Source organism: Mucilaginibacter gossypiicola, assembly GCF_900110105.1.
In the GTDB taxonomy this organism is placed as follows: Bacteria; Bacteroidota; Bacteroidia; order Sphingobacteriales; family Sphingobacteriaceae; genus Mucilaginibacter; species Mucilaginibacter gossypiicola.
In genome coordinates this window covers 1-13,959 of record NZ_FOCL01000016.1, presented here as the reverse complement: position 1 = coordinate 13,959, position 13,959 = coordinate 1, and the positions used below count along the sequence as shown (strand labels likewise).

The 13,959-nt window shown below is 40.3% G+C and carries 7 protein-coding genes; 5 read left to right on the top strand and 2 right to left on the bottom strand.

Annotated features, from left to right (window positions below; translation table 11 throughout):
* Positions 1-18 precede the first annotated feature (18 nt).
* From BMX50_RS30440 to BMX50_RS30420, 5 genes are all read left to right on the top strand, one after another.
* Positions 19-3,315 carry a hypothetical protein gene (locus BMX50_RS30440; protein WP_091220323.1) on the top strand — a complete coding sequence of 1,099 codons (3,297 nt, stop codon included), beginning with the start codon at positions 19-21 and terminating at the stop codon, positions 3,313-3,315.
* Positions 3,308-5,230 carry a DUF3857 domain-containing protein gene (locus BMX50_RS30435; protein WP_167668152.1) on the top strand — a complete coding sequence of 641 codons (1,923 nt, stop codon included), beginning with the start codon at positions 3,308-3,310 and terminating at the stop codon, positions 5,228-5,230. Before BMX50_RS30440 ends, BMX50_RS30435 begins: the two co-directional genes overlap by 8 nt.
* A gap of 4 nt (positions 5,231-5,234) precedes the next feature.
* The gene (locus tag BMX50_RS30430) at positions 5,235-7,202 is read left to right on the top strand and encodes a DUF3857 domain-containing protein (protein ID WP_091220318.1); all 1,968 of its coding nucleotides are present in this window, start codon (positions 5,235-5,237) and stop codon (positions 7,200-7,202) included.
* 309 nt (positions 7,203-7,511) lie between these two features.
* Positions 7,512-8,336 carry a family 16 glycosylhydrolase gene (locus BMX50_RS30425; protein ID WP_091220315.1) on the top strand — a complete coding sequence of 275 codons (825 nt, stop codon included), beginning with the start codon at positions 7,512-7,514 and terminating at the stop codon, positions 8,334-8,336.
* 240 nt (positions 8,337-8,576) lie between these two features.
* Positions 8,577-8,972 (top strand): response regulator, encoded by a 396-nt coding sequence (locus BMX50_RS30420; protein WP_091220313.1) that lies wholly within the window; start codon positions 8,577-8,579, stop codon positions 8,970-8,972.
* Positions 8,973-9,580: 608 nt separating this feature from the next.
* Here BMX50_RS30420 and BMX50_RS30410 read toward each other — a convergent pair.
* Together BMX50_RS30410 and BMX50_RS30405 are read right to left on the bottom strand one after the other, a co-directional pair.
* Entirely contained in the window at positions 9,581-11,710 is a 2,130-nt protein-coding gene (locus tag BMX50_RS30410) for a glycoside hydrolase family 43 protein (RefSeq protein ID WP_091220308.1), read from the bottom strand.
* A gap of 76 nt (positions 11,711-11,786) precedes the next feature.
* Complete coding sequence (locus BMX50_RS30405; protein WP_167668151.1) at positions 11,787-13,271, bottom strand: glycosyl hydrolase family 28 protein; 1,485 nt, start codon at positions 13,269-13,271, stop codon at positions 11,787-11,789.
* Positions 13,272-13,959: the final 688 nt, after the last annotated feature.

Below are 13,959 nucleotides of genomic sequence, written 5' to 3'. Positions count from 1 at the left end.
TGATTTGCCCCTTATCATATGAAGTATTTTTTTTTCTCGTTTTTACTACTATTTGTTTTATCTAAAACATCATTTGCGCAAAAAGTTGAACTCATAAATTCAGGCGAACTGATTGATAAAGCTGCAACGCTTTACGACTCCAGTCAGTATAAACCCGCGCTTAAATTGCTTGGCAAAGTAAACCGCAGCGACACCAATTACGTACGGGCCATTTATGAAAAAGCTATCAACTGCGAAGCCGACAGCCAATTTACCCAGGCAATAAAATATTGCAAGGAAGGCCTTTCCATGAAAGAGCAGCGTGAATTTGAACCCGACCTTTATAACACGTACGGAAATACGCTGAACGATATGCAGCAACCCGAAAACGCCATCAAAGTTTTTGACATTGCCATAGCTAAATACCCGGCTTACTCCCTCCTGTATTTTAATAAAGGCGTTGCGCTGATTGCATTAAAACGTTATGCCGATGCCGAAGCACAATTTGAAAAAACTTTACTTATAAACCCATATATGTATAGCGCTCATTATCAATTAGGTTTAATGGCATTACAACAGGGTAAAATAATACAGGCATTTTTAAGTTTTACGGGCTATTTAATGGTTAACCCCGAGGGTAAATATTGGTCAAAGTCGATCAATATGTTAGATAAAATAACAAAAAGTACCGATGATATACTTGAATTGAAAAACAAGCGCTCAGGCCCTCAGGATGAAGCTTATGGAGAAATAGAAGAAATAGTGCTTTCAAAAATAGCGCTCGACAAATCATATAAAACCATTATATCAATTGATGATCCTATTTCAAGGCAAATGCAGGCCGTTTTTGAAAAAATGGAATACAAAAAAGAGAGCAGGGACTTTTGGGTACAGTATTATCTCCCGTTTTATAAAAAAGTTTACAGCGAAGGCAAATTTGAACCTTTTGTATTCCACGCCTTCTCCAACGTAAATATCCCACAGGTGCAGGACTACAATAAAAAGAATAAAAAAGTTCTTGATGCCTTTGTTAGCGATGCCGCAGCCTATTTTAACCTTGTAAGAAGCACCCGCGAACTGAATTTTACTAAACGGGATTCAATTAAGGTTAAATACTATTTTGAAGATGGTAAATTTATAGGAAGGGGAACCTTAATTAATAATGGCCAAACAGTAATTGGGCCATGGGAATCAGATTACCCTGCAGGCAATAAAAAATCAACCGGTAATTACAGTTCTGCCGGTAAACGGGAAGGCCTGTGGACTTATTATTTCAGAAACGGAGACATCAGGGCAAAGGAACTTTTTAAGGAAGGCAAGCTAACCGGCGTGCAGGAGTATTATTACGATAACGGCAATCTAACCTCGCGCGAAACTTATGTAAACGGAGTTGCGGAAGGGCTGGTTACCACCTATTACTATAACGGCAATACACGTTCATCTGTTAATTATAAACTTGACAAAAAAGAGGGTGAAGAGAAACAGTTTTACGAAAACGGTAACCTGGAAATAGTTAACCACTATACTGCCAATCTACTTAATGGTCTGGTAACAGAATATTTTAAAAGTGGCAAAGTTAAAAGCACTACGCATTATGTTGCAGGAAAAATAGATGGACCTTACAAAGCCTATTACGAAAACGGGCACACGGATACCGAAGGGCAATTTATAAAGGACAACCCGGAGGGTGATTTTACCTACTATTATGCATCGGGCAAGGTTAAAGAAAAGCGGCATTACATTGGTGGGGCCGAAGACGGCCCACATCAGGAGTTTTATGAAAACGGGCAGATACTGACCAGTTACACCCGCAAAAAAGGAAAAATAGACGGCGAAGCGATAACTTATTATGAAAACGGTAAAGTGCTTTCAAAATACGTTTATAATAACGATGTTCCAAGGCTGGTAGATTATCTTAACCAGGCGGGTAATAAAATTTATACAGCCAATATAAAAAGTGATGCTATTAACATCATTTCGTACCATACCGACGGTTATAAAAACGCACATGCTTACTATAACGCAAAAGGCGAATTGGATGGGCCGGATACTATATTTTATCCATCGGGTAAAATAAACCAGATAAACCAGTATAAAAACGGGGTTATGAACGGCCCTTCTGTTACTTACTTTCTTAACGGAAAAATTAAATCAGAAATTAACTTAACAGATGGTAAGCATGACGGGTATTTAACAACCTTTTATCAAAATGGCAACCCCGAATCAGAAGGCTGGCTTCGTGAGGGACAACACCAGGGCGAATGGCTTTTTTACGACGAGGGTGGCAAATTAAGTAACCGGTCATACTATTTAAATGATGACGTTTATGGCTATAAAGAAAGCTACGATCACAATGGTAAAAAAAACATGGAAGAAAAATACCATTTGGGCTGGCTCGAAAAAATAACCCAGTATGATACCTTAGAAAATGTAATTGCAGTTGATACATTTCCAAAATGTACGGGAAAGTACCGGCTGCTATATCCCGGGGGGCAGTTAAGGGTACAGGGCAATTACGTTAACGGCAACTTTGATGGCCCTTTTAAATCATACTATACCGATGGCTCAACAGAAAGCTCTTATTTCTACAAAAAAGGCAGCATTGACAGCACTTATGTAAGCTACTACTACGGAGGCAAAAAATACAGCGAAGGACGCCTTCGCAATGGCGATAAGATTGGCGAATGGAAAGCATACGATGAAGACGGCAAATTGAGCAGCGCCGCTAATTATGCTGCAGATGAAATTGACGGAGAAAAAACCTACTTTTTTGAAACCGGCATAAAAGATTATATAGGCAATTATAAAAACGGTATCCTTGACGGTATCTCAAAAAAATATGACCCCGATGGCAGCCTCGCTTACCAGGTAAGATTTAGCAACAATCTTGCAGTATCCTATTCATATTTAGGGCCCGATGGTAAATTGGTACCCGAAAAACCAATTGACTTTTTAAATGGCTCCATAAAAGCATATTTCCAAAACGGAAAACTCTCCCGCGAATGTGCCTATAGTGATGGTGTTAAAAATGGCAATGATGCCATTTATTATACTAATGGCCAGGTACGCTCTGCCGATAAACCTGCATATGGCACGGCCGAAGGCTTAACAAAAAACTATTATCCCAACGGAAAAACAGAGCTGGAATACTATTATGTAAATGACAACCCCGATGGCACTTGCAAAGAATTTTATAACAACGGGAATTTGAAAAAGGAAATACATTATATAAATGGGATAAGCCATGGCCCAACCAGGTATTTTAATGAAAACGGTAAGCTGGTTAAAACACTGAACTACTACTATGGTAAACTTTTATCTGCTAAAAATGAATAGGCCGCTGCTGTTGTTTTTTCCTTTATGTCTGTGTTTCTCTTTGTTTTCGGGTTTAGTAAAGGCCCAAAGTTTTGACGCCTTACGTAAGCAGTTCCCCGATGAAAAAGCCGTGCTTTTAAACCGTGTTTATGAATATAACATTGATTTAAAGAACGGCGAACCGTATGTAACAAGTAAAGAGTTGCAGCAGATAGAATACCTTTTGGGCAGTGCCACAGCCTATATGGGCAAATTTGGTTTTTCGCACAGCGATTTTCACCAACTGGTATCATATGAGGCATTCACCCGAACTCCCGATGATAAAAAATTAAAGGTTAGCGAGTTTAAAACCAATACTGATAAAGAGGGATTTGTTTTTTACGATGATATTAAAGAAACAACCTTTCACTTCCCCTCGGTTGAGCCCGGCGCTATAGGAAACTTACAGGTATCATGGTTTAATAAAGATCCGCATCTTTTATCGCCTTTTTATTTCACAAGCAACATACCTACCATTAACAGCGAATTAAAATTAACCGTATCTAAAGATATATCGTTAAAATATCAGCTTATAGGATTAGATACCAGCAATATAACGGTAAGCGTAAAAACAGAACATCGTAATAACGTTTATACATTTCAGTATAAAAACTGCCCGGCCGATAAAAGTTACGATGATGCGCCCGGTTTTGCATGGTATTCGCCCCATGTGGTTTTTTACATCGGAAGCTATAAAAATAACCAGGGAAGCAACACCTCATACTTATCCAATGTAAACGATCTGTACCATCTGAGTTATAATTACATAAAAACTGTAAATAACCAAACCAGCCCCGAGCTTAAACATATTGTAGATTCTTTGACAAAAGGGATAAACTCTGAAGAACTTAAGGCAAGAAACATATATGCATGGGTTCAAAATAACATTAAATATGTTGCTTTTGAAGATGGAATGGGCGGCTTTATACCCCGTGATGCAGGCTTGGTCTGCAGCCGGCGTTTTGGAGATTGTAAGGATATGGCCAGCATCCTTACCGAAATGCTTAACGTGGCAGGTGTAAAAGCCTACTTTACCTGGATAGGTACGCGCGACTTACCGTACAGCTTTATCAAAACTCCACTACCGTTGGTTAGTAACCATATGATTTGCACTATCAAGCTTAACGATAAGTTCGTTTTTTTGGATGGAACAGATCCCACCTGCGTTTTCGGAATGCCATCGTCGGCCATACAGGATAAAGAAGCTATGATAGCTGTAAACGAAAAAGATTTTCAAATTTTAAAGGTGCCTGTTATTGAGAAAAACAAAAACGTACTGATTGATTCAACCTGGTTAACGCTCACCCCTACCGGCATAAAGGGCCACGTAAAAAAGGATTTTAAGGGATACTTCGCCATGGAGATGCATGGCAAACTTATTTACTGGGACAAAAAAAACATGGCTGAAATTATGGAGAACCAACTTGAAAGGGGATCAAATAAGTTTAAGCTCGACACCTTCAATATTGATAAAAAGAAAAGCGCGGGAGAGTTTTCTATGTCGGCTGATTTTAGCTTACCCGCTTATGCTAAAAAGCTGGGGAATGATTATTACCTGAACCTTAATCTTTTTAAGTTTTTTCAGAGTTCACGTATCGATTATCCCAAACGAAAAGTACCTATAGAACACGATTTCAACTTTGAAACTAAATATGTAACCTTATTTAAAGTACCTGACGGTTATAAGGTTTCATACTTGCCACAAAGCAAAAGTTTCCATAATAAAACCTGGGGTTTTGATTTAAAGTATGAACAGAAAGACAATTATGTAATACTAACCCAGGAGTTTGATAACGATCACCTGATGACTACAAATGATGAATTTGAACAATGGAATAAGGTACTTGAAACCCTGTTCCCGCTATATAAAGAAACCTTAAGCCTCACAAAAATTTAGTACAATGATAAAGCAAACCCTGTGCTTGTTGACAGCAGTACTGTCAATTGAGTATGCACAAGCTCAAACCGGCCAAGTTGAAAAAGAAAAATGGGCCGAAAAACCTGTAATTAATAAGGTTGACAGTAAATATGATAAAGAAGCAGCAGTTATAATCTCAGACAAAAGGCGAGTTGAATTCGTGGATCAGCCAAAAGACATGATCGACGAGTACTATACCATCCATAAAATTATCCATATCAATGACGATAAGGGTATCGAAAACTTTAATAAAATATATCTCGGAGTAAGTGAAAATGCGGATATAGTTGAAATTAAAGCCCGCAATGTACTTCCTAACGGAAAGATCATCGAGCTCGATAAAAACAACATCAAAGACATTAAAGATAAAGACGACGAGGTTTACAAGATTTTTGCCATGGATGGTCTTGAAAAAGGCTGTGATGTTGAATACTACTACACCTACAAAAAAACAACTTCATTTTTTGGTCGTGAAGTACTGCAACAAAGTTTCCCGATACTGGAAAGCTCTTTCCAGATTGTTGCCCCAAAGCGTTTAAAGTTTGAAATCAAGCCTTATAATTTTGAAGTTCCCGTTACGGATACCGTGATTAATGAAAAACGGTTTACGCAATGCAACTTCAAAAACACCGCGGGTGCCGAGGAAGAAAAATATGCAAGTTACTATGCCAATTTAAGGAGACTTGAATATAAACTCTCTTACAACCAGGCAACAACCAATGGCGAACGTCTTTTTACCTGGAACATCCTGGCTAAAAGGCTATATGGGGTATACACAGGAAATACCGATAAGGAGGTAAAATTAATTGCCGACCTTGTTAAGAAAAATGGTTGGGATGCAATTGGAGATGAAAAAAGCAAAATAATTGCTGTTGAAAATTATATAAAAAAGAGTTTTTCATACAACGAGGATTTAAAAACCGAAAATGACAATGTTGTTGAGAAAATCCTTCAGAATAAAAATGCAGGTACAATAGGTATTATGCGCCTTTACAGCGGTATATTCCAAAATCTTGGTATCAAATATCAGTTTGTTTTAACCGGTAGCCGCGATAAGTTTTTAATAGATAAAGAATTTGAAAATTGGAATAACTGCGACTACCCTATATTTTACTTTCCGGCTGAAAACAAGTTTATGGCCCCTACCCGGCCCGATCTTCGCTATCCGTGGATAAATCCTGTATGGGGTTCAACAAATGGTCTTTACTGCAAAAGCACTACGCTCGGAACTTTCTCAACCGCAATTGCCGAAGTAAAGGAAATTCCGCTGGAAGATTATACAAAATCTGCCCAGAACATGGATGTTAAGCTTGCGTTCAGCAATGACCTCGATTCATTGATTATTGATGAAAAACAAATTTTTTCAGGGTATCCTTCTATCGGTTACAGAAATGCATTCAACTTTTCAAACGATGAGCAAAGAAAAGATATCATTAAAGATATTACCCAGAGGTATTCCAATTCTGAAAACCTGCTATTCTCCGAAATATTAAACCAATCTTTCGAAAGCCAGGGCAATTTGCCGGTTATATTACATACAAAGGCAAAAACCGGCACATTGATAGAAAGAGCGGGTAACAAACTGCTTTTAAAAATCGGAATGGCCATTGGTCCGCAGATTGAAATGTACCAGGAAAAACCACGACAGGAGTCGGTAGATACCGGTTTTGGGCACACTGAAGAAAGGAAACTTGAGGTTACCATTCCGGAAGGCTACCAGGTGAGTAATTTGAATGATTTAAAAATCAGCCAAACCTACAAGGATAACGGCGAACTAACCATGGGTTTTGTATCTGATTACGAATTAAAAGGCAACCTGCTGGTTATTCATATTATGGAAGAATACAGAAAAACAGGTTACCCACTTAGCCAGTTTGCTGATTTCAGGAAAATCATCAATGCTTCTTCAGATTTCAATAAGGTTGTTTTAGTACTTGAAAAAAAATCATAAGCTCCAGGATGGCAGTACTAAACTGCTGATCAAAAAGCATATACTGAGATAATCAAGGGCGCTTATTAAGGCCCCAAGTCAAAAAAGGTTGTTTTCGAAAAGGAAACAACCTTTTTTTATTTTCGGGCTTATTTTCGAAGCCATATTTCCTATTATTTTATCTGGTTCATATATAATAATAACCCCTATAAATTCCAGCTTTGTCCCCCATTGGTAGGGTTTTAAGTGTGTTAATTTGTGTCACCAATTAACCAATACTCTCATTAACTATCGGGAGAAGAACACCTATTAACCTAAAAAATCTTTATTATGAAAAATTTAACTTTTGTTTCAATTGCATTTATTGCGATTACATCGTTTTTTGCGTGTAGAAAAGATAATACGGGCACCGCTAACTCTACCACAAATACTTCGGCAAGCCGGCTTACAACTAATACTGTATCGTGGGTAAATGTTATTCCTGCAACATCCTTTAGCTCATACAGCACTTACTGGAATGATCTGTACCCATGGGGATCAGACCATAACGGATCTGCCCGTATGCGCTCACAAGATATTTCAGTTTCCGGAGGTGTGCTTACCTTAACCAGCGAACCCAGCGGAAGCGTTGGCAACAGCAGTAAAGACCCATACTTACCCATCCACTATTACTCAGGAACAGTTTATGCCAAAACAGTACCGGTTGTAACCGACTCATGGCCTAAATGGCATTTTAAAGGTGAATTTCAGTGCGAATCACAAACCGGAACATGGCCGGCCTTTTGGGTTACCGGTGCTGACTCATGGCCACCCGAAAGTGACTTTATGGAATTTAAAGGAAGCGCTACCTGCTGGACAAATACCTACAAAAATGCAAGTGGTGGCTGGTCAAGCGTGGGTACAGCAATTTCCATCCCCGGCAACTGGCACACCTATTCGGTTTATATGACCAAAACCAATACAACCGATGTATCTATCGAATACTGGATAGACGGTGTTTTAAAAAGCACGCAAACAGGCGCTAACTTTGTTGGGAAAAACCTGAATATCATTATTGATTACCAAATGGAAGGATCGTCCGGATCACCGGGCCCTACCGGCACCACCTACATGCGCGCAAGGAATGTGATAGTGGAAAAAAGCGCTACATTATAATTTCAACCAAACCATAGGTTTGCTTTTCCGGTAGCTGTAACGTTTGGGTTAATTAATACTAAAGGGGGTATGTATTATGCGGCTGTAAAATACATACCCTTTTAGTGTATTTACTATAAAAGGAATTAATAACCCTAATAATTCCCCCTGGTTGTAAGTTTAAGCATAGTAATACTATCCATTTTTTTAAAAAGCGGATAATATATCCTAACTTATGCGCCTACATCATAACAGCCTATCATGTTCAGATTACTCTTTATTGACGACAGTAAACTTGACCATATTATCCTGGATAAACTCATAGCCGGGATCAAAGATTTCAACCCCGTTTTACATAGCTACGACGGCGAAGAAGCGTTAAAATCTTTTTCGGATAATCCTGCAAATCACCCCGACGTTATTTTTCTGGATATCCGGATGCCGAGGTTTGATGGCTGGGATTTTTTGGAAGGTTTTGTGGATTTGCAATCTGCACTACCGGTTAAACCGCTGCTCTATGTATTTTCGTCGTCAATTGACCCTACCGACAAGGAGCGGGCGCTCAGCTACGATTTTGTTACCGGCTTCTTCAGTAAACCGGTTTCACGGCCGGTGCTTGAACAGGTATTGGCGGCTTGTATTGAGCGCACGAGATAATGAAGATAATTATTCATTTCACAAGTGTTCAATTTTAAAAAGTGTAAACACTTCGCATTTTCCACCAAACACAAATAATTAATAATCAGCAATTTACATTTTGTTTAAATTACACCAAATCGCGATTTGAACAAATAAATACTGATAATCAACCAATTACAAAATTACATTTTCAAAAGTTGAACAGCTGCTTTTTGAAAATTGAACACTGACAAGATATTGTCACTAATATCTAATTTCCCAGCAAATTTTCCACAGACACCGCAGGTGTGCCCGACAAAAGCAAAAGGAGTTGTGTACCTCTGGCACACTAAAAATCTATCTGGTATTTCTACAAACCTTTTGCACCGCTGGTGCAACTTACCAAGTTCTTAACGGACAGATTCTGTGCTATTAAATATGCTGAATAACCACTATAATCCCGGCAACAATACAAGTGATACCCACTATAAACAGTTGGATATCTGCCCCGAGAAGGCTCTTCCGTCCGTTTAAGATATTTCGCCCTCTGATATACGCTAACCAGGCTCCGTAAATTGCTACTGCAATACCTCCGACAACATATAAAATATTCACCTACTTTGCCTCCATCTTCCTAATAAAATTACTTATTCCAAAATTATCCACGAAAAACAAGAACCGTCTTTCCTGTCGGGCCGGGCACCGGGGGCATCGGCCGAGGTTAGGCTGCGGCCAAAAGGATCGGCAAAAAGATAACGATGGGTGGCCAGCGACATAAGCATGAGGTCGCCCCGCAGCATATCCTGCCATTGAAACTGCGATGCTTCGCCTTTTTCTTCGTTTTCAAGCCGTACTTCGGCCATTCCGCCCAATCCCTTTACGGTAACCCATCTCCCATCGGTAACGGATTGCAGCGCAATGCGGCCATGCCCGCGGTCAAACACCCGGAAACCGGTAGCATTGTTTCCGGCAAACGGGCTATTTTGTGCCACCGGTCTTAAAAACCCCTTCCAGTTAACCAACACAGTTGAATCGGCAAGGCTTTTAAACGTAATCACCTTACCATATGGAATAGGCCTGGTTAAACCGTTTGCCCTTGGTTCATCAACCACAAACGAGTTAAAATCAGCATAACCTCCATTTTTACCTAAAAGGTTAAAGTTAAAAAGGCAATACCGCTCTCCCTGAAATGTACGGCCATTATAAATCATGATATATTCATCGCCCAAAGTGGTAAAGTTTTTACCGTCCTCACTATAACTGAAAACTGCTTTTTCGGTGTCAAAATTGCAGCTTGCACGAAACCAGATGCGCGGACTCTTTACAACCGCGGTCACCGTTTTATTTCTTTGTTGATCAAACTGCCTGATTTCAATGGTATCATGATTTTTAACCGCCGCTATCCAGGCATAGGGCATATTTAATAAGGCAAGCCCGGCAAGGTCGCCCTGTTTAAGGTTTTTCAGATCTGCCTCTATGGTAACAACCGATTCCGGTCCGATTGCCCGTTGGGTGAGGGTATTTCTGGCATTCCAAAAATCAACTGCGGGGAGAGATTTTAGCCGTAGATATCCCTTTCTTTCAGACAGTGACCAGCGGTCATCTACAGGAACATGGTTCCATTGCCATACCGGTTGAAGAGTTTTTGAAGAAAAGTCGTCGCTTCTGCGGAAAGTTGCATGAGGCGCTGCATCAAATCCGGTATTGGGTTTTACCCAGGTTTGCGGGCTCCGGGTAAGGTTACCAGGCAAACCGAAGTATGGCCATTCCTTTTCCCAGGTAACCGGCGAAAGGCATAACAATCTGCCAACAGAATTATGATCCATCATTGACCATCCCCACCATTCACCCGACTGGATCTGAACAATCCCCCCCTGGTGCATCGGGATAGCACCAACCAGGTTCTCTACCGGGGGCTTTACCTTAAAAGGTGCTGTTCCCCGTTCGTTATCAAGCCTGTACCCTGTTCCAATACCGAGATTTTCCTTTGCACTCATGACATTAACTTCGTAAGGACCGCGGGGATTTTCGGCCCGTAAACATACCTGGTAACAAACAGGATCGTAATTGGTATTTGTTATGTAATACTTACCATTGATCTTATAAAAATGTGAACCTTCACCTGCTCCGCTTCCTTTAGGAACTATTACCTGCTCTGAACCCGGTTTAATATCCGTCATTTCATCGTTTAGTTCGGCAAGGTGCACTTCATCATACCCCCAGATAATGTAGTTTTTACCATCGTCATCAAACAAAACAGAAAGATCATGGAAACTCTTCTTCATGGATGTTTGTGTCCACGGCCCCGCCGGGCTTGATGCTGTAAATAACTGGGTGCTAAAATGGTTCACATTGCTAAAAATATAATACTTACCGTTATGATACCGGAAACACGGTGCCCAAATCCCCTGCCCGTAAACATTTTCTCCCTGTTCGAGCCTGAAAGCAGGCCCAAGATCAAGTTTATTTACTGCATAGCTTATAAATTCCCAGTTCACCAAATCTTTTGAGTGCAAAACAGGCAAGCCTGGCATAGTATGCATGGTGGTTCCGGTGAGGTAGTAATCATTCCCTACCCTGATCATATCCGGGTCTGAAAACTCATCATAAAACAGGGGATTGGTAAAAGTACCGTTTCCATTATCAGAAATCCATGTTGTTCTCTTTTGCGGTTCACCTGCTTTTACCACGCCTTGCTGTGCCCCACCAGTTTTAATAAACAAACAAAGGCTTAGTATTAGTGTAGCCGGTATTTTAAAACAGTAAAAATATCTCATAAACTTAGTGTAGGTAAATAGGTAATGAATGCCGTAAGAGATAAACATTCTGATTATCTCTTAAACAGATTCCCGCTCAATCTTTCCGTAAAAATTGGATCCCATCCACATGCTCGCCAATAAATATATTAGCCATATCGCCAGTTTTATAAAAGGCCGGTTTACCCGGCATTTGATCATAGATCAGGGTGCCATTTATCTTTAGGTTTTCAAATATAATATTCCTGATCTTGTGTTGATCGTCATATCCGGCTATAACAGACATATTAGCGTGCGTCCCGTTATAATTAACATTTCTGAACAGTATATTCTCAATCCCCATCCCCGGAGAAGTGTTATACTTATGGTTATACATCACCCTTAAATTAAATAATTGCCCCTTACGAATATCCTCAATCTCCACATTTTCAAAGCTCACGTTCCTGATCAGGTTGCTGTCGCCTGCATTAAGTGATATGCAGCCCTGGTAATCGACCTGGTTCTCGTGATGGTCAAGAATAGTTAGGTTTTGAACCTTGATGTTTTGTAAAGTATCGGGATGATCGGTATCTCCGTGCGTGCCTATCAGCAGTGGGTGGGCTACATCTGCCCATAAAATGGCGTTATTGATGGTAATATCCGAGGTATTACCGTAATAGTCCCATCGGTGGCCGTAAATGGCGATGCAATCGTCAGAGTTTCGCATGTATATATGATCGAGTTTTATATCCTCGCTGCAAAAAATATCGATACCATCGGCATTACCGCTGGAACTGAAGGCCTTGAAGTTACTTATGCTCACATGCTTCGATTCGCCCATCAAAATAGAATAACCCGTCGGGAGCTCAATAATTCCGTCGACACTGATGTTATTGCTGTTCTGGATGATCAGATGATCGTTCCTGAATTTGGATGGTGTTGTTGCAGTTTTCTTTAATGCGCTGCTGTCGCTTTGTACCGGGTGCTGTGTAAGAATACCGCGACCACAAATCCTTATATTCTCTGCATGGTCAATAATTAATGATCCTTCAACAATGGCGCCACCGGCTACATAAATTGTTTTACCTGAAGGAACCACCATTCGGCCAACTTTATGAATCCCCGGGCCAAAATAAAGCGTTTGTGCATCGTTTTTTGTTGGGCGATTGGTTTCTATCGGGTTTGCAAAAATCTGCAGGTTCTCAAAAATATTCCCGTTTACCTCTAAGGAAACGTATTGCGAAGGGTTTAACTCAAATTCTATAAAATCGCCCTTCACCTCAGGTTTGATACCATAATTGGCAGGCCTGATCCTTACATCTTTGATAACACCCTGGTTTAGCTTAACCCGCAACCTTACCGGGCCCGAACAATCAAAATAACTAAAGGCAGTTTTTTTAATAATTTGTTGTGCATCAAAACGGGCTGCCACATTGGCCTTGTATACATCAACCGGAAGCCAGTTGCCTTTGCCCTGCCGCACATCTACCTTGATTGTATGATTAACTAAATTGCTTTCCGGTGCTTTATAAGTTATAATTTGTGCTTTGGCTGTTTGTAACAGCAATATGGTTGCGCACGTAAGTGCCAGGAATTTGTTCATATAAGCTTTTATAATGTATAGGGAAAGACAGTGATGACGGTTATCTATACTCACTGAAAAAAGCCATATGTAGAAAAACATGCGTATTTGTCGAAAGCCGTTTAAATGTACAGACGCATGATATTTGCCTTCTATATGAAATTGCGATATGTTGATCATAGCGTAAAGCGGCTTGCCCCGCGTAGAGCACAACCGTCAACTAAAGCAATTGGCAAGAGATTTTAAGAAGCCCTCTTGAGAGCTATCGTGTGGACACATCTTTTTAATCTTATCATTAACAGAAACAATGTCATTTCGACGAGCCAAGGGTGGGGTTTGTGCGCCAGAGGTGAGGAGAAATCTTCTACGCCCTGCTTTTACAGATATGGTTGTAGAGCCTGATGTAGAAGATTTCTCTTTCGCCCCTACGCTTTTTCCTGCCCTGCTCAATCGTATGACATCTTTGTTAAAGATATGTCCACACGATAGCTCTCAAGAGAGTAATGACCCATAAAAAGACAGTGACTGGAAATGACAAGCCGTACAGTTGACTCACCCGGTCTACGCTACGCTGGACCACCCTCTCTATCCTTCGGATAAAGAGGGTAAGAAAGAAACAAATTAAAATCCCCTCTTTACGCTTGCGTAGAGAGGGGTGACGAGCGTAGCGATGTCGGGGTGAGTCGATATGGCGGTTAATTCTTCACTT

Bases quoted from the DNA above. Each gene is read 5' to 3' on its own strand.
- BMX50_RS30440 (WP_091220323.1), top strand. From the start codon at position 19: ATGAAGTATTTTTTTTTCTCGTTTTTACTACTATTTGTTTTATCTAAA.
- BMX50_RS30435 (WP_167668152.1), top strand. From the start codon at position 3,308: ATGAATAGGCCGCTGCTGTTGTTTTTTCCTTTATGTCTGTGTTTCTCT.
- BMX50_RS30430 (WP_091220318.1), top strand. From the start codon at position 5,235: ATGATAAAGCAAACCCTGTGCTTGTTGACAGCAGTACTGTCAATTGAG.
- BMX50_RS30425 (WP_091220315.1), top strand. From the start codon at position 7,512: ATGAAAAATTTAACTTTTGTTTCAATTGCATTTATTGCGATTACATCG.
- BMX50_RS30420 (WP_091220313.1), top strand. From the start codon at position 8,577: ATGTTCAGATTACTCTTTATTGACGACAGTAAACTTGACCATATTATC.
- BMX50_RS30410 (WP_091220308.1), bottom strand. From the start codon at position 11,710: ATGAGATATTTTTACTGTTTTAAAATACCGGCTACACTAATACTAAGC.
- BMX50_RS30405 (WP_167668151.1), bottom strand. From the start codon at position 13,271: ATGAACAAATTCCTGGCACTTACGTGCGCAACCATATTGCTGTTACAA.